Origin of the sequence: Paenibacillus sp. FSL K6-1096 (assembly GCF_037977055.1) — a bacterium.
Taxonomy (GTDB): Bacteria; Bacillota; Bacilli; order Paenibacillales; family Paenibacillaceae; genus Paenibacillus_AQ.
In genome coordinates this window covers 3,149,619-3,166,850 of the sequence record NZ_CP150274.1, presented here as the reverse complement: position 1 = coordinate 3,166,850, position 17,232 = coordinate 3,149,619, and the positions used below count along the sequence as shown (strand labels likewise).

General features: G+C 59.3%; 14 protein-coding genes. 13 read left to right on the top strand and 1 reads right to left on the bottom strand.

The features are described 5' to 3' along the window. Positions 1 to 68: 68 nt before the first annotated feature. On the bottom strand, positions 69 to 1,610 hold the full coding sequence (locus tag MHI24_RS14075; RefSeq protein WP_340026212.1) for a phospholipase D family protein: 1,542 nt from the start codon (positions 1,608 to 1,610) through the stop codon (positions 69 to 71). A 287-nt stretch (positions 1,611 to 1,897) separates the two neighbouring features. On the opposite strand from MHI24_RS14075, the gene MHI24_RS14070 reads away from it, so the two are divergent. From MHI24_RS14070 to prmC, 13 genes are all read left to right on the top strand, one after another. Continuing rightward, positions 1,898 to 2,812: a MerR family transcriptional regulator gene (locus MHI24_RS14070; RefSeq protein WP_340026211.1), complete on the top strand. Its 915-nt coding sequence runs from the start codon at positions 1,898 to 1,900 to the stop codon at positions 2,810 to 2,812. A gap of 282 nt (positions 2,813 to 3,094) precedes the next feature. Beyond that, positions 3,095 to 4,582 (top strand): phytoene desaturase family protein, encoded by a 1,488-nt coding sequence (gene crtI, locus MHI24_RS14065; RefSeq protein WP_340026690.1) that lies wholly within the window; start codon positions 3,095 to 3,097, stop codon positions 4,580 to 4,582. After that, a complete protein-coding gene (gene crtI / locus MHI24_RS14060; RefSeq protein ID WP_340026210.1) occupies positions 4,579 to 6,102 on the top strand; it encodes a phytoene desaturase family protein in 1,524 nt (507 codons plus the stop codon). Before crtI (MHI24_RS14065) ends, crtI (MHI24_RS14060) begins: the two co-directional genes overlap by 4 nt. Continuing rightward, positions 6,095 to 6,952 (top strand): phytoene/squalene synthase family protein, encoded by an 858-nt coding sequence (locus tag MHI24_RS14055; protein WP_340026209.1) that lies wholly within the window; start codon positions 6,095 to 6,097, stop codon positions 6,950 to 6,952. Before crtI (MHI24_RS14060) ends, MHI24_RS14055 begins: the two co-directional genes overlap by 8 nt. A 2-nt stretch (positions 6,953 to 6,954) precedes the next feature. Further along, positions 6,955 to 7,740, top strand: a complete 786-nt coding sequence (locus tag MHI24_RS14050) for a carotenoid biosynthesis protein (RefSeq protein ID WP_340026208.1) — start codon at positions 6,955 to 6,957, stop codon at positions 7,738 to 7,740. Beyond that, positions 7,709 to 8,449 (top strand): lysophospholipid acyltransferase family protein, encoded by a 741-nt coding sequence (locus MHI24_RS14045; RefSeq protein ID WP_340026207.1) that lies wholly within the window; start codon positions 7,709 to 7,711, stop codon positions 8,447 to 8,449. Before MHI24_RS14050 ends, MHI24_RS14045 begins: the two co-directional genes overlap by 32 nt. Continuing rightward, positions 8,410 to 9,603 carry a glycosyltransferase family A protein gene (locus tag MHI24_RS14040; protein WP_340026206.1) on the top strand — a complete coding sequence of 398 codons (1,194 nt, stop codon included), beginning with the start codon at positions 8,410 to 8,412 and terminating at the stop codon, positions 9,601 to 9,603. Before MHI24_RS14045 ends, MHI24_RS14040 begins: the two co-directional genes overlap by 40 nt. Continuing rightward, positions 9,600 to 11,075, top strand: a complete 1,476-nt coding sequence (gene crtI / locus MHI24_RS14035) for a phytoene desaturase family protein (RefSeq protein ID WP_340026205.1) — start codon at positions 9,600 to 9,602, stop codon at positions 11,073 to 11,075. Before MHI24_RS14040 ends, crtI (MHI24_RS14035) begins: the two co-directional genes overlap by 4 nt. 174 nt (positions 11,076 to 11,249) lie before the next feature. After that, complete coding sequence (fni, locus tag MHI24_RS14030) at positions 11,250 to 12,389, top strand: type 2 isopentenyl-diphosphate Delta-isomerase (RefSeq protein WP_340026204.1); 1,140 nt, start codon at positions 11,250 to 11,252, stop codon at positions 12,387 to 12,389. Positions 12,390 to 12,436: 47 nt separating this feature from the next. Next, positions 12,437 to 12,907: a GNAT family N-acetyltransferase gene (locus tag MHI24_RS14025; RefSeq protein WP_340026203.1), complete on the top strand. Its 471-nt coding sequence runs from the start codon at positions 12,437 to 12,439 to the stop codon at positions 12,905 to 12,907. A gap of 528 nt (positions 12,908 to 13,435) precedes the next feature. Continuing rightward, on the top strand, positions 13,436 to 14,536 hold the full coding sequence (ychF, locus tag MHI24_RS14020) for a redox-regulated ATPase YchF (protein ID WP_340026202.1): 1,101 nt from the start codon (positions 13,436 to 13,438) through the stop codon (positions 14,534 to 14,536). 363 nt (positions 14,537 to 14,899) lie between these two features. Beyond that, complete coding sequence (gene prfA / locus MHI24_RS14015; protein ID WP_340026201.1) at positions 14,900 to 15,967, top strand: peptide chain release factor 1; 1,068 nt, start codon at positions 14,900 to 14,902, stop codon at positions 15,965 to 15,967. A 25-nt stretch (positions 15,968 to 15,992) separates the two neighbouring features. Next, positions 15,993 to 16,925 (top strand): peptide chain release factor N(5)-glutamine methyltransferase, encoded by a 933-nt coding sequence (prmC, locus tag MHI24_RS14010; protein ID WP_340026689.1) that lies wholly within the window; start codon positions 15,993 to 15,995, stop codon positions 16,923 to 16,925. The last annotated feature ends 307 nt before the right edge of the window (positions 16,926 to 17,232 follow it).

Here is a 17,232-nt window from a genome sequence, read left to right as displayed (position 1 = left end):
CAAATAGAAACGGTACCGTCCATGTGGGAGGGTACCGTTTTTCTTTTGGCCGGAGGGTCCGGAGATGCTTAGAAGGTTGTGAACCCGAGGTGGGTCTGAATCCGGTAGATTACATATTTGATCCAGGTCATCTCGCTCTGATACTCCTCCAGCGGCAGGCTGTATTCCGCTCCCTCATTGTTCCACAGACGGGTAAAGTAGCTTTCCGTGTCTGCATACAGCGGCTGATCCTTCGGAACCGACACACGGAGATCATTCTCCAGATTGTAATCGTCCAGGTTACGGGCGGTGAAGTTCGTTGATCCGCCAAGGACAATGGAAGGCCCTGACTGCTTGGCAATGAACATCAGCTTGGTGTGGTACTGCTCCTCGCCGGTGTTGTACCAGCGGATGGCCAGATTCCCTGTGGAGCTGCGGCTTAGCTTCTGGGCTACCGGGCGGTTCGGGATGCCGATCTTGTCCCGGCCGAAGGCATTCTGGTTGGGATCAAGCAAGAGCCTGATCTTGGCTCCCCGGGCATCTGCGGCAAGCAGGGCGTCGACAATCCGGTCGTCCGCCAGATAGAACATCCCCATCCAGATCACATCTCCCGGCCCCGCCGAAGCGATATCCTGCAGTGCATATTTGTAGACCTTGCCCTCCGTCAGATAGCGGACTTCCAGCTTGGCATCTCCCGCAGGGGCGGCGGACTGCGTGAATACCGGCTGCTCGCTAAGCAGGGGGCCTGCTCCCGACAGGTTGGCGGCGGCCTGCTCGCTCTCCAGAATATCCGCCAGGACCGGCCCCTGCACCTCTAGCGCAATATTGGAGTGATAAGCGCTGGCGTCATGCACATTCCCCGAGGAGATCAGCGCGGTGTTCTCGCTTAGGATCACTTTACGGTGGTTGGCTTTTACATTCAGCAGCTTCAGGTACGAACGGGCGGTGATATCCGGTCCTCCGCTGGCCATAAGATTCGGTATCCAGCCCTTGCCGGACTGGCCGAACCACTGGATGAAGGTACGCCAGACGGCGGAATAAGCCGGGGTCGAGTCCCTCAGAGAGTCTACATCCGTCATAATGACCTTGATGCCGGCAGCCTTCATCTCTTCCAGGAGCGGATTAGGCGCGGAGCCATAGTTCGTATTGACTTCATCGGTGATAAAAACAATCTCAATCCCGGGATAAGCAGCCTTCTGGGCAATCAGCTTATCCGCCAGCTTGCGGCTGACCTTGGGGAACTGCTGGTCTGTATGTGTGTAATCATTGAATAAGAACATATCGATGACGAGGAACTGTCTGGATTCCCCGATAATCTGCAGGATTCGCGGCAGAATCTGTTCCTCCCTGGCCCGCTTTCCGCTGCTGTCCTGGTAGGTCAGATCATGCCAGAAGGCTACCTTATCCACCTTGTAGGCAGGACTCCCGGCAGAGAGGCCGGGCGGGAGCGGCTTATGGGTCTGATAGATCATGACACCGGCGAGCCACAGCAGCAGCAGGGCAGCAGCCACCCACAGCCTGGGGAGACGGAGCGGGAAGTGTCTTCTTGATGTGCGGCGGCCGGCGGTGATGGCACCGGAAGCCAGGGTTAGCTGCATCTGCTCGGGGGTGGGGCGGCTGCGTTGATTCATGGATAATCCTCCTGGTATGCTGCGGAGCCGGAATACAGCTGGATCGGCGCAGGTGATGTAAGTACCTATAACGCCCGCTGGAGAGAAGTGAAGCAGGAGATGCTGAATTCGCCCGAAGGATTATTTTGGCTGATCGCTCCCGATTTATGCAGCTGCCTCCCGAATGCCGGGTTATGCAAGGGCTGGTGACATAATACAAATGCGAATGTATAATGAGTGTAGACATTTTGTATAAGGTTTGAATCTTCAAAGTATTCAGTGCCAACAGGAAGTGAGTGAGATCCATCGTGTATTCCATCAAACAGGTTGTCGAAATGCTCGATATTCCTTCCGTCACTCTGCGTGCCTGGGAGAACAGATATCAGGCTGTCGTCCCCGAGCGCACCGAATCGGGCTACAGGCTGTACAGCCAGGAGAACATCGAGGACCTTCGCTGGTTGAAGGAACAGACGGATAAGCAGGGCGTCAGTATCTCCCATGCGGTGCGGATGCTGAAGCAGCATAAACAGCAAGGCAAGAAGGAGCCGGTAGCCGGAGACGCCGGAGCCCCCAAGGATGCCCTGGACAAAATGAAGCAGCAAATCTACACCGCGCTGCTGGATATTCAGGGGGAGCGGGCGGATGCCCTGATTGACTTCGGGTTCTCCTTATACGGCTATGAGGCGATGGTCCATCATGTGCTGATCCCGGTTCTGGTGCGGATCGGCGATGCCTGGGAAGCCGGAACAGCCACGGTGGCGCAGGAGCATTATATGACGCATATGATCTCGAACCGGCTGTCCCAGTTCTTCCATGTGTTTCCTGTGTATGCGCATTATCCGAAGGTGCTCGCGTTCTGTCCGGCGGGGGAGCATCATCAGGTCGGGCTGCTGTTATTCTCGCTGTTCCTGCGTAGAAACGGGGTGGAGGTCATCTATCTGGGGGCGAACACGCCGGAGGAGGGCGTAATGGAGCTGCTGGCGGCCCAGGGACCGCGGATCAGGGCAGTCTGCCTGTCCGTGACGAATGTGAAGCTTGTCCCGTATTGCGAAGAACTGCTGGAGCGGCTGGGCAGCCGGTACCCGGAGATGCAGCTGATTGTGGGCGGCAAGGCGTATGAGGCGGCAGCTCCGCAGGATACCAGGGCCACCTATAAAATGACGGAGCCTCCGGAGAATTGGCAGGTCTGGTTCGATCAGGAGTTCGCCAAAAACCAAATATAGCGGATGATAAGCGGTTAAGAACCGGCTGGAACCCCATGAGGGTAACGGCCGGTTTTTTTGGTGTCAGACAAGTCTAGCAGCCAATTTGCCGGAAGACGCTAGGATGATATTTACACAGACCCGCAAAGTATGTATGATATTTGTATCAGGATTGTATAGTTTTTGTATAATGTTAGGATAAAAGAGGCTACCCGCAGACAGGAGGAAGCAAGCTTGACCCGAACCACAGACACCGCAAAAGTTGCAGTGATCGGCGCCGGACCCGGCGGATTGGCCGCAGCCATGCTGCTTGCCGCTGATGGATATGAGGTGGATTTATACGAGCAGCAGGCCGCAGTGGGCGGCAGATCGGCAGAGCTTACGCTGGGGGACTACCGTTTCGACCGGGGGGCCACCTTCCTGATGATGCCGCATCTGCTGGAGGAGCTGTTCGCTCTGGCCGGGCGTTCGGTGCATGATTATGTCACTCTGAAGCCGCTTGATCCGCTGTATTCCCTGCATTTCGGAGATACCGTATTTACCCCTTCGACCAATCAGGATCAGACTGCTGAAGAGATTGAACGGCTGTTCCCCGGCAACGGAAGCGGCTACCGCCGGTTCATGGCTGAAGAGGGCGACAAGCTGGAGCGGGTCATTCCGCTGCTGCAGCGTCCGTTCCAATCGATTGGCGATTACGTTAAAAGAGACGTTATCCATGCTCTGCCCAAGCTGAACGCCGCAGATACTGTGTATAACCGGCTGTCGCGTTATTTCGATGACGAACGTCTGCGCTTCTCGTTCACATTCCAGGCCAAATACCTCGGCATGTCGCCCTGGGAATGCCCCGGAACCTTCACTATTCTGTCCTATATGGAGCACCGCTACGGCCTGTACCATCCCATCGGCGGGGTGAACCGGGTGCTTCAGGCGATGGCTGATGTGATTCAGGAGCATGGCGGACGTGTGCACACCGCAAGCGGAGTACAGCGGATTCTGGTTAAGGACAGACACGCCACAGGGCTGCTGCTGGAGAATGGGGAGCAGGTGGCAGCGGATTATGTTGTGATCGGCGCAGACTTCGGCTCCGCGATGACCCAATTGTTCGAGCCGGGCCTGCTCAAGAAATACACACCCGGTAAGCTTGCCCGCAAAAAATACTCCTGCTCCACCGCCATGCTCTATCTGGGCGTGGACGGCGAGGCGGATCTGGCTCATCATTCCGTCCACTTCGCGGAGGATTACCGGCGCAATGTCAGAGAGATTACGGAGCTGGGAGTTCTGTCTGAGGATGCTTCGATCTATGTTCATAACCCTTCAGTCATCGACAAGACGCTGGCGCCGCCGGGCAAATCCTCGCTTTATGTGCTGATGCCGGTTCCTAATCTGAAGGCAGATATTGACTGGGAGCGGGAGCGTGCGGAGGTTGAAGACTGGATGATGGAACGTCTGGACCAGATTCCGCAGCTTCGGGGAATTGCCGGACGGGTGGAAGAGCGCCTGTTCTTCTCGCCGCAGGACTGGCAGAGCCGGCTCAATGTCTATAACGGCGCAACCTTCAACCTGGCCCATAATCTGGGGCAGATGATGTATCTGCGGCCGCATAACACCTTCGAGGAGGTACGCGGTATCTGGCTGGTCGGCGGGGGAACGCACCCCGGCAGCGGCCTGCCGACGATCTTCGAGTCAGCCAAAATCAGCGCGCGGCTGCTGCGGCAGCATGACCAGTCGGTACGGGGCAGAGTCACCGTACCGGCCGGCGCTCCTGGCGCGGGCGCGGGGGCTGCACTATGAGCCGCATCGCGGTTGTGGGCAGCGGCATCGGCGGGCTGACGGCAGCGCTGCTGCTGACCCGGCAGGGTCATGAGGTGGTCGTGTATGAACGCGCCGCCAAGGTTGGCGGGCGGGTAGCTTTTGAAGAACAGGATGGCTACCGGATTGACCAAGGACCGACGATCGTGCTGCTGCCGGAGATGCTGCTCGGGATTCTGGAAGAAGGCGGCCTGCCGCGCAGGAGCCTTACGCTGCTGCACTGTGATCCGCTCTACCGGGTGCACTTCAGAAGCGGGCGCGTGCTCACCAAATACTCAGATACTGCGGCGCAGGCTGAAGAGATTGAACGGCTCTACCCCGGCGAGGGCCAGGGCTTCACGCGTTTCATGAACGATATGTCAGGGCTGTACCCCAAGGGGCGCACCTCGTTCCTGGAGAGGGGATACAAGAGAGGGCGGGAATTCTTCAGTCCGGCCAATCTCGCGCTGATGGTCCGCCTGCGTGCTTACCGTAACCTGCGCTCAGCCATCGGGCAGTATTTCCGGCATGAGGAGCTGAGGGACGCGTTCTCCCTTCAGAGCTTGTATATTGGAGGGGCACCCTTCCGTACCCCAGGCATTTACACCATGCTTCCCTACGCCGAGCAAGCCTTCGGGATCTGGATGCTGAAGGGCGGGTATGGTGTTCTGCCGCAGATCATGACCCGGGAGCTGGAGGAGCGCGGGGTACAGATTCATACCGGCACTGAAGTGGAGTCTCTGCTAATTGAGGGGGACCGCTGCAGGGGAGTGGTCGTCAACGGGCAGGAGATCACGTATGATGCGGTACTGTACAACGGAGATTTCCCGAATGTGGAGAAGCTGCTTCCGCCGGGCGTATTCAAGCCGGAGCGGGCTGTGGGGATAACAGCGGTCCAGGCCAGCGGCCCATCCGCGAAGGCCGCCGTGAAGCGCGGGCGCTTCAAGCCCTCGTCTGGCTGTCTGCTGATCTATGCCGCAGTGTCCCGGCGGTGGCCGGAGTCACTGGTCCATCAGTTCTTTCTGCCGGACAGCCTGAACAGCAGCTTGCATGAGCTGTTTGAGCGGGAGCAGATTCCGGCAGATCCTTCGTATTATGTATTCAATCCGGCAGCGCTGGACGACAGCGCGGCACCTCCGGGAGAGAGCGTGCTGTACTTCCTCGTTCCCGTTCCGTCAGGGACGGACAGAGACTGGGAGGCGTTAGCCGGGGAACTGGCTGACCGGGTGCTGGCCGATGCGGAGCAGCGGGGCTTCCCCGGGCTTACGGACCATATCATCTGGCGCAGGCTGCGGACACCGGCCGATGCCGATAAGGAAGGATTATATGGGGGCGGCAGCTTCGGTATTGCGCCGCTGCTGAGCCAATCCGGAGTATTCCGGCCCCAGCCGAAGCCCTATCCGCTTGCAGGGCTGTATGCCGCAGGCGCTTCCGTCCATCCGGGCGGCGGTGTGCCGATTGTAATGCAGGGAGCAAGGCTTGCTGTTCAGGAAATGATAAAGGAGATGAGCGTACATGGATGAACGGATTTTGCAGCAATGTGAGGAACTGATGAAGAAGGGGTCCACTTCGTTTCATAAAGCGTTCGATGTTCTGCCAAGTCCCAGGCGTGAAGCCGTGCATGTCATTTATGCCTTTTGCCGGATTATAGACGATAGCGTGGATGAGCCCGGGAATTCGCCGTACAGTATTCATGAGCTGAAGGAGCTGTTCACGGATCTGGAGCAGGCCGAAGGGCATTTCATCTGGCCGGCGCTGCGCTGGCTGTTCAGCAGCTTCCCACAGCTGCAGCGTGAACCCTTCCATCTGCAAATGGAGGGCCAGCTCAGAGATCTTACGGTTACGGAATATGACACGATGGAGGACCTTGAGGGCTACTGCTATCTGGTAGCCGGAACGGTAGGGGAGATGCTGCTGCCTGTTCTGCGGGATGATCAGAGCGAAGCGGCACAGACAGCGGGAATTTCCTTAGGGATCGGAATGCAGCTTGTGAATATCATCCGCGATGTGGGAGAGGACCTGCGCCGGGGAAGAAGATATGTACCCCTTGAGGTGATGAACAAGCACGGATACAGCCAGCAGGAGCTGGAGTCCGGGATTGTGAGCCAGCAGTTTACCGCAGTCCTTCAGGAGCTTAAGGCAGAAGCGCTGATCTGGTTCCAAAGAGGCCTGGAGCAGGTGGATACCTACCCGCAGGAGAGCGGACTTGCGATTGAGCTTGCCGCATCCTTCTATGCTGCCATTCTCGATGCTGTGGAAGCTAACGGTTACGACGTGTACCGCGAGCGGTCTTATGTCAGTGATGAAATGAAGCTTCAGTTATTCAAGCGGACCATGGTACGATACGCCGGGACGGGAAGTGCGGTGGTCTAGCGATGGTCAGGACACTATTCTGGTTCTGGTACGCGGTTGGCGCGCTGCTGCTGATCTGGCTCGGTATTCCGGACAGCCTGCAATTCTCGAATGGACTTTTTCTTGTATTCTACGCCGCCTATGCCATGGACTTATTCGTGAGGGGACAGCAAAAGCCATTCATGTCTGACTGGTCAGTCAATGATTCCGGGTCGAAGCGCAGCCTTCGTCTATGGATTGCTTTTACGCTGATCTGGCTCGGAGGTATGGCGGTTGAATGGGTAGGCGTCCATTCCGGCCGGTTGTTCGGGGACTATTCGTATTCTTCCATTCTGGGGCCGCTGGTATACGGAGTTCCGGTTACCCTGGGCTTCGCCTGGATTGCTGTCGTGTGCAATGCCATCCTCATCAGCCATGACTTCGGGCAGCGCGGCCTCCGGCTGCTGCTGCTGAGGGCGGTGCAGGTAGGCTTCTGGACCGTGCTGATGGATCTGGTGCTTGATCCTGTCGCCCATGCCAGGAGCTTCTGGCACTGGGAAGGCGGCGGGGGCTTCTATCAGGTGCCCTGGAGCAACTTCGGGGGCTGGCTGATTGCCGGTGCGGCTCTGTCTATGCTGCCTCCGGCCGTGCCGGTCACCAGGCTGGCTGCCCGCCGGGGCACCCGGCTGTATCAGGCCATTCTGATCCTGTTCGGCCTCATGGCTCTGAAGGAGGGAATGCCCGCCTGTACAATTATCGCCGGTGCGGGCGTATTCTTGGCTGAAGGGAGTCTGCGCTATGCTGGAAGCCGCCAAATCGGCAAGCTTTGACCGCCTGTTCTCCCGCTATAATTCGCTGTATCTGCTGCGCAGGCATTTCCATTTCATCGGATTAAGCGGAGAATTGCAGCCTGCCGCCGCCGCAGGCAGAGGTATTCTCTACCTGATGAATCACAGTTCCTGGTGGGACGGTCTGCTGGCCTACCATGCTGCCGGGAAGCTGCCGGGGAACCGGCATTATTTCATGATGGAAGAGGAGCAGCTAAGTAAATATGCCTTTTTCAGGAAGCTCGGAGCCTTCTCGATTAACCCGGGTAATCCCGGAGACTTGCGCGCTTCGCTGCGCTATACTGCCGGATTGCTTCAGGCAGGGGAGAGCGTCTGGATGTATCCCGAGGGCGAAATACTGCCGCTGGAGCACCGCCCGCTGAGCCTGAAGGAAGGAGCGGCCCTGGTGCTGCGACTCAGCCCGCAGACTGCCGTAGTGCCGGTGACGCTGTACCATGGCCTGTTCCGCCATACGAAGCCGGAAGCCACGCTGCTGGCCGGAGCGCCGCAGCTCCTGCCTTGGGCAGAGATGGAGCGTCCGGAGATTGCACGAACCCTGGAATCGGTTCTGAACAGGCAGCTTGAGGCACACCGCAGCAACATTCTAAGCTATAAGGGCTATATGCCGGAGGAGTTCCATCCCCTGCTCCGCAGAGGAAGGTCGACGAATGAATGGCTGGACCTGCTGCGGCCGGGCAGGGGGAGGGGATGAGCGTGTTCTTCCAGGTCATAACCGGTCTTCTGGTGCTTCAACTTCTATTCGCGTTATGGAATAAAGCGCAGCTTCCGGGGCTGGGGGTAGGGGCTGGAGCTGTGGGAGCGGAAGCCGTGCGGCGGCCGGTGACTGCCCGGGTCCGGCGTCTGTCGGTGCTGATTCCCGCCCGCAACGAGGCGGCTAATATTGCCGGCTGCCTCTCCTCTGTGCTGGCTTGCCCCACGGATGGTCTGGAGGTGGAGATTCTGGTGCTGGACGATTCGTCGGCGGACGGAACTGGGGACATCGCTGCCGCCGCCGGAGGAGACCGGGTCCGTGTGCTGAGGGGCCGGGAGCTGCCGGAGGGCTGGCTGGGCAAGTCTCACGCCTGCGCCCAGCTTGCAGAAGCGGCCAGCGGCGACTGGCTGCTGTTCCTGGATGCGGATGTCCGCTTGCAGCCTTCGGCGCTCCAGGCGGCGCGCGCTGCCGCCGAAGCTGCGGGCAGCGGGCTGGTCACAGGTTTCCCCAGGCAGGTGACCGGGACCTGGCTGGAGCAGCTGGTGGTGCCGCTGATGGTCTTCACGATCATCTGCCACCTGCCGGTTCCGCTGGTCCGCGGCTCCCGCGATCCGCGATTCGTTGCCGCGCACGGCGGCTTCCTGCTGATTCGCCGGAGCAGCTACAGCCGCTGCGGGGGACACATTGCCATCCGCAGCGAGCTGGTGGACGACATGGCCCTGGCCCGGGCGATGAAGCGGGCAGGCGAACCGGTTGTCCTTGCAGATATTACGGAGCATGTGTCCATGCGGATGTACCATAATGCGCGGCAGGTGTGGAACGGCTACCGGAAGAACATCTACGCCGGTACCGGCCGCAGCCCGGCGCTGCTGCTGGCGGTGCTCCTGATGTACTGGTCGCTGTATGTTTTGCCTGCTGCTGCCTTGCTCTGGTTCGTCTTGAGCGGTCAGCCAGGTGCGGCTGTATGGCCTGCTGTTGCCGTGGCAGCCGGTATCACTGTCAAACGGATCAGTGATGCCGCCGGGAGGCAGCCGGTCTGGTTCTGCCTCCTGGTCCCGGCCAGTATCCTCTGCCTGTCCCTGATAGCCGTGGCCTCCTGGCGCGGAAGCCGCTCACGCGGAGGTTATGAATGGAAAGGAAGGCGTTATGGATGAAACGGAAGGCTGTTATCATAGGAGCCGGATTCGGAGGATTGTCCTGCGCGGTGACCCTCGCTGCCCGGGGCTGGGAGGTCACCGTGCTGGAGCGGCAGCCGCAGCCCGGCGGCAAGCTGCAGCGTGTGCAGGCGGGAGGCTACACCTTCGACCGTGGTCCAAGCACGATCACCATGCCTCATGTATTCCGCTCGCTGTATGAGCTTGCCGGGGCGCGCATGGAGGATTATGTCCAGCTCTATGAGCTGGAGCCGCGCACCCGCAATGTGTTCGCTGACGGCAAGGTGGTCGATTTCTCGCGGGACACCGGGAGAATGCAGGAGCAGATCGCAGCTTACAGCCCGGCAGATGCCGCGCGGTTGCCGGACTTCCTGGCGGAGGCAGCGCGGCTGCATGAGCTGAGCGGGAAGCAGTTCCTGAACCGGCTGCTGCTCTCCTGGAGGGATAAAGCCTCGCCATCACTGGTGCGGGACCTGCTGCGGGTCAGACCGTGGCTCAATCTTCATAAGCTCCTGCTCCGCTACTTCAGCCACCCGCATACGCTGGCCATGTTCGGCCGCTATGCCACCTATGTCGGTTCTTCCCCGTACCAGTCGCCTTCCATCTTCGCGATGCTGGGGCATCTTGAGCTTCAGGAGGGCGTATACGGGGTCAAGGGCGGCACGTATTCCCTGGTCAGCGGCCTGGCCGCACTGGCCCGGAATCTGGGCGTGCAGATTATTACAGGAACAGAGGTTACGGGGATTTCTGTCGTCTCCGGTGCTGTGGAAGGGGTAGAGACGGAGCAGGGCTTCTATCCTGCCAGGACGGTGATCGCCGGCGGCGATGTGCTGACCATTAACCGGATGCTGCTGCCGGAAGCGGACCGTCCGGGGATGACGGACCGCAGAATAGAAGCCTACGAGCCGTCCCTGTCCGGGCTGGTTACGCTGGCGGGAGTGCCGCGCACGTATGATACGCTGCTGCATCATACGGTGTTTTTCCCGGAGAACTATGAGCAGGAATTCAAGGACATCTTCGGGCGTAGACGTCCTCCGCAGCAGCCAACAGTTTATGTCTGCCACTCAGGATATTCGGAGCCGGGGATGGCACCTAGGGGCGGAAGCAATCTGTTCATTCTGGCGAATGCCCCTTACCTGAGTCCGGCCTGTGACTGGAGCAGCGAGACGGATGCTTACGGGGAACGGGTGCTGTCGGTGCTGGAGAGCCACGGTATTACCGGGCTGTCCTCCGCAGAAGTCCTGCAGCGCTATACACCGCGTGATATTGCCCGTGATACCCTCGCGCACAAGGGGGCGATCTACGGGATCTCCTCCAATACCGTCCGCCAGACCTTCTCGCGTCCGGGCAACCGCTCGAAGGATGTGCAGGGGCTCTGGTATGTGGGCGGGACCACCCATCCCGGCGGCGGAACGCCGGTCGTGTCCTTGTCCGGCAGGCTGGTGGGCGAAGCGGTTGCCGGACTTCAGTGAACAACCAGTGATGGACAATAGTGAACGGCCAATGAGGCCATTAGTGATCGACCAATGATTGAGTCGGCTGCATGTAACCTTTGCCACCTGTGTCACCTTTGGCCCCGCCCTGCATTCAAACGCCTGGCGGGGTTATGCTATAATGAAGCACAAACGGAAACGGAGGAAGACCGCATGAATGACAGGCCGCAGGACCGTGTGCCGCAGAGCTCCGCAGAGCAGCCGGGCAGCGGGACGGCAACAAGGCAGCAGAGTCAGGGCAATGCCGGGCAGCAATCGCTGCTGCCTGAATCCAGAACCGGCGAACGGAAGATTGAGCATGTCCGGCTCTGCCTGAATGAGGATGTTGCCGGCAACGGTATTACAACCGGCTTCGAGCAGTACCGGTTCCGCCATAATGCCCTGCCCGAGGTGGACTTTGAGCAAATCTCGCTGAGCACGGAGTTTCTGGGCCGCAAGCTGCGGACTCCGCTGCTGATCAGCTCCATGACCGGCGGAAGCAAGGCCACCGGCAGCATAAACGCCCGGCTGGCCGAAGCCGCCGAGCGGCGGGGCTGGGCGCTTGGCGTCGGCTCGGTCCGCGCCGCTGTAGAGCGTGCCGACCTGGCGTCCACCTTCTACGTGCGCGGCAACGCGCCCACGATTCCGGTGATCGCCAATGTCGGAGCAGTCCAGCTCTCCCTGGGCTTCGGGGTAGAGGAATGCCGCCGCGCCGTCGATATCGCGGGTGCTGACTGGCTCGTGCTGCATCTGAACGGGCTGCAGGAGGTCTTCCAGCCGGAGGGCGATACGGGCTTCGCTTCTCTGCTGAAGCGGATCGCGGCCTTGTGCCGCAGCCTTGAAGTGCCGGTAGGCGTCAAGGAGGTCGGCTGGGGCATCGACGGCGAGACGGCGGCCCGGCTATATGACGCCGGAGTTGCCTTCATCGATGTGGCCGGTGCAGGCGGCACCTCCTGGAGCCAGGTCGAGAAGTTCCGCAGCATCGACCCTGTGCGGCGCGCGGCGGCGGAGGCCTTCGCCGACTGGGGCATCCCCACGGCGGAATGCATCGCCGAGGTGCGGGCAGTATCAGCGGACGGCCCGCTGATCGGCAGCGGCGGGCTGAAGCATGGCGTCGATGCCGCCAAAGCGCTGGCGCTTGGCGCGGACCTGGCCGGCTTCGGGCGGGGGCTGCTCGGCCCGGCGGTCAGCTCGGAGGAGGCGCTGGACCAGGCGCTGGCGCAGGTCGAGCTGGAGCTGCAGACGGTGATGTTCGGCATAGGCGCGCCGGACCTGGCGGCCCTGCGCGGCACACCCCGGCTGGTCCGGCGCTGACGCCGGGCCGGCTGACACAATATGAACCGAAGGAAGGGCTATACGCGATGATTACACTGGTCCCGATGGACGAAGCAACATTTCAGTCGTTTTTGAAGCAATCTACAAGCGACTACGCAGAAGAGAAGGTCAAAGCAGGAACCTGGGCTGCTGACACAGCATTAACGCAGGCCCGGGAAGAAATGAACCGCTACCTGCCGCAAGGGCTTCATACAGAGGGAGCTTATTTCTATTCTGTGGTGGAGCAGGCCACGGGAACCCAGGCCGGTTATCTCTGGATCAATGTGACCGAGAAGCGCGGGGTGCGGGAGGCTTTTATCTATGACATTTATATTTTCGAGCCGTTCCAGGGCCGGGGGTACGGCAAGCAGACGCTGCTCCTGCTCGATGAGGAAGCCCGCAAGCTGAAGGTGGCCAAGATCGGCCTGCATGTCTTCGGGCACAACGAACGCGCCTTCGGTCTGTATAAGAAAATGGGCTTCCAGGTCACAGATATTACGATGTCTAAGACACTGTAAGCCGCAGATGAGAAGAAGCGCCGGCTCTGACATAGGGATTCAAACGTTGCAATCGGAAGAAGATGAGACTCCTTAAGGAGTCTTTTTGCATAATGTGGAATGTTCGGGAGTATGTGCGGGGGCGTATAGGCCGAATGTAATCGAAAAACCGACCATATTTGGATTGGATGGGTTGCGTAGGCGAAATGTAATCGGAAAACCGATCACTATTGCACCGGGAGTTCCGTGCAGGCGAATTGTAATCGGAAAACCGACCACAAATGGACTGGATGCGCCGTGCAGGCGAAATGTAATCGGAAAACCGGTCATAATGGGCTAGGATGAGACGTGTGGGCCAAATGTACGCGATAAAACGGAACATAATGAGCAGCGCCAAGTAAATATTTTTTTACCCGGTAAGAAGAGTTTGCCCGCCTGCCCTTGACATCTGCTGTTGCTGGAGATTTTGTTCTAATATATAATGGTTGAGATCAGTTCAGGCGTTTCATGCGGTGATCAAACCAACCGAAAATAGGAGTTGTCATATAAATGGCTTTGAAAGCAGGTATCGTTGGGCTTCCCAACGTTGGTAAATCGACATTATTTAATGCTATTACCCAGGCAGGTGCGGAGTCTGCGAACTATCCTTTCTGCACCATCGATCCGAATGTGGGCGTTGTGGAAGTGCCGGACGAGCGTCTGGATAAGCTGGTGGAGCTGGTGCAGCCGAACAAGACGGTTCCGACCGCTTTTGAATTCGTGGATATTGCCGGACTCGTGCGCGGCGCAAGCAAGGGCGAAGGCCTGGGCAACAAGTTCCTGGCGCATATCCGCGAGGTGGATGCCATTGTGCACGTAGTGCGCTGCTTCGTCGATGAGAACGTGACCCACGTAGACGGCAAGGTGAATCCGATCAGCGACATCCAGACGATTAACCTGGAGCTGATTCTGGCCGATCTGGAGAGCGTGGAGAAGCGGATTGAGCGTTCCCGCAAAAATATCAAGGGCGGCGACAAGAAATACGCCCAGGAAGTAGAAGTACTGGAGCGCGTGAAGGAAGTTCTGTATCAGGACCAGCCTGCACGCAGTCTGGATTTGTCCGATGACGAGCGCCTGATCGTGCGCGATCTCCATCTGCTGACGCTGAAGCCGGTGCTGTATGCGGCGAATGTAGGCGAGGATGAGGTAGCGACCGCTGAAGAGAACCCTTATGTGAAGCAGGTCCGTGAGTTCGCAGCCGCCGAGAATGCGGAGGTGGTGCCGATCAGCGCGAAGGTGGAAGCCGAGATTGCCGAGCTGGAGGGCGAAGACAAGGAGATGTTCCTGGAAGAGCTGGGGCTGCAGGAATCCGGGCTGAACCGCCTGATCAAGGCTGCCTACAAGCTGCTGGGATTGTACACTTACTTCACTGCGGGCGTGCAGGAGGTTCGTGCCTGGACCATCCGCAAGGGCACCAAGGCACCAGGAGCAGCAGGTGTGATCCACTCTGATTTCGAACGCGGATTTATCCGGGCCGAGGTCGTATCGTATACTGACCTGGTAGCGGCAGGCTCGATGAACGGCGCCAAGGAACGCGGCCAGCTGCGTCTGGAAGGCAAGGAATACCTGGTGCAGGACGGCGACGTCATGCACTTCCGCTTCAACGTATAGAGCGCGTATAGAAGGTTCTCCCTCCGAGAATATTAGAAAGGCCATCCAAGAGTAGCGGTGATACTTGTTGGGTGGCCTTCATGCGTTTGGTGAAGCTGGTGGACGGTACGTGGGCCGGATGTATGTGGAAAACCGAATACATTTGGCTGGTGGATGGTACGTGGGCCGGATGAGTGCGGAAAAGCGAACACAATGGGCACCGGCGCCGCTCACCCGTGCGGGTGATTTTCCCGTCCCGGCAGGTTGTACAGTAGCCAATTAGCATCAATGGTGGTATAATATAAAGTCGTATATCTAATTCGTTTGTATCCACAATTTGAAGTAATATTACTGAAGAATTTGAATCAGGAGAGGTGAATTCCCTTGTTGGACCGATTGCAATCCCTGGCGGACCGCTATGAGAAACTCAGTGAACTGCTATGTGACCCGGATGTTGCAAGCGACAGTAAGAAACTGAGGGACTATTCCAAAGAACAATCCGACTTGCAGCCCGCCTTCGAGGCGTATAGCGAATATAAGAATGTAATGGAAGAGCTTGAAGCCGCGAAGATGATGCAGGCCGAGAAGCTTGATGATGAAATGAAAGAAATGGTCAAAATGGAGATCGAGGAGCTGTCCGCGCGCCAGATTGAGCTGGAGGAGAAGATCCGTGTGCTGCTTCTGCCGAAGGACCCTAATGACGACAAGAACGTCATCGTGGAAATCCGCGGCGCCGCCGGCGGCGATGAAGCGGCTCTGTTCGCCTCCGACCTGTACCGCATGTATACCCGTTATGCCGATGCCCAGGGCTGGCGCGTCGAGCTGATGGATGTGAATACGAATGACCTCGGCGGCTTCAAGGAAGTTATCTTCATGATTAACGGCCGCGGCGCATACAGCAAAATGAAGTTCGAGAGCGGCGCGCACCGCGTGCAGCGCATCCCGACGACTGAGTCCGGCGGACGTATCCATACGTCCACTTCCACCGTGGCGGTTATGCCTGAAGCGGAAGAATTCGAAATCGAGATTCATGACAAGGACATCCGTGTCGATACCTTCTGCTCCAGTGGTGCGGGCGGACAGTCCGTTAATACAACCAAGTCGGCTGTACGTGTAACCCACGTGCCTACCGGCATTGTCGCGACCTGCCAGGACGGCAAGTCCCAGAACTCCAACAAGGAGAAGGCACTGCAGGTACTGCGTGCCCGCATCTCGGACCTGAAGCGCCAGGAAGAGGAAGCGAAGTATTCCGGGGAGCGGAAGAGCAAGGTGGGCACCGGGGACCGCAGTGAGCGCATCCGTACCTACAACTTCCCGCAGAGCCGTGTAACGGATCACCGGATCGGCCTGACCCTGCACCGTCTGGACCAGGTGATGAACGGTGATATTACCGAGATCATCTCGGCCCTGTCGATTGCGGAGCAAGCGGAATTGATGCAAAAAGGAGAATAATGCTTTGAAACACGACTCTTATGTCATGCCTGACGTGCAAAGCATCCGGGAAGCCTTTGCGGAGGCTTCTTCTTTTTTGGCCGCACATGGGGTGAACGAGCCCCAGCGCAGCAGCCAGCTGCTGCTGGAGCATGTGCTGGGCTTGTCCGGGGCGGCTTATTATATGGCGCTGGCCGATCCGTTCCCGGCTGGCCTTAAGTCCCGCTGGGAGGCGCTGGTCTCCCGCCGGGCAGCGGGCGAGCCGGTGCAATACATCACCGGCGAGCAGGAATTCTACGGCCGCGCCTTCGAGGTCACACCTGAGGTGCTGATCCCGCGCCCCGAGACGGAGCTGCTCGTCGAGGCAATATTAAAGTACGGCGCACAGCTGTGGCCGGACGGCATGGTGCCGGCGCGGGGTGAAGCCGCGTCCGCCGGTAACGGCGCAGGCGCGCCGCGCGCCGCGAGGCCGCTGACCGCCGTCGATATCGGCGCCGGCAGCGGGGCCATCTCCGTCACGCTGGCGGCCGAAGCGCCGGCGTGGCGGGTCTGCGCCGGCGACATCTCGCCCGGCGCGCTGGCCGTGGCCGGGCGCAATGCGCAGCGGCACGGCACGGCCCTGGACCTGCGGCTCGGCGATCTGCTCGAGCCGTTCGCGGGGATGGAGACGGATATTCTCGTCTCCAACCCGCCGTACATTCCCGGCGGCGATATCGCCGGGCTGCAGCGCGAGGTGCGCGACCATGAGCCGCGCACGGCGCTGGACGGCGGCGGGGACGGGCTGAACCCGTACCGCCGCATGATGGAGCAGCTGCCGCTGCTCCCGGCGCCGCCGCGCCTGGTCGGCTTCGAGCTCGGCCAGGGGCAGGCGGAGCAGGTAGCCGATATGCTGCGGGCAGCCGGGCATTGGGACGAGATCATCACCATCGAGGATCTCGCCGGTATTCCCCGGCATGTGCTGGGCATAGCACGCCGGTAGCTGACTGAGTGCTTTTTGCAATAGAAGGGCCTTAATGTATAGGTGGCCAAGCCAACAGAGCAGATCATGGACGCTCATAGAACCCCAGCCGTACGGTGAACACGGAAACCGGACTGAGAAGACGCTATTTGCTCAAATAACGGGAAAAGCTCAGCGCTTGCGGACTGACAAGACGTTATTGTCCATAAACGGGCCTGTGCGAGCAGCCAAATGAACGAATAGCGTCCTCCCTGTCCGCGTAACAAACGGAAAAGCGCTTTTTGCCGCAAATAAGGTCCTAACTGTCCGCTGCGGGGAATCGCGCCGG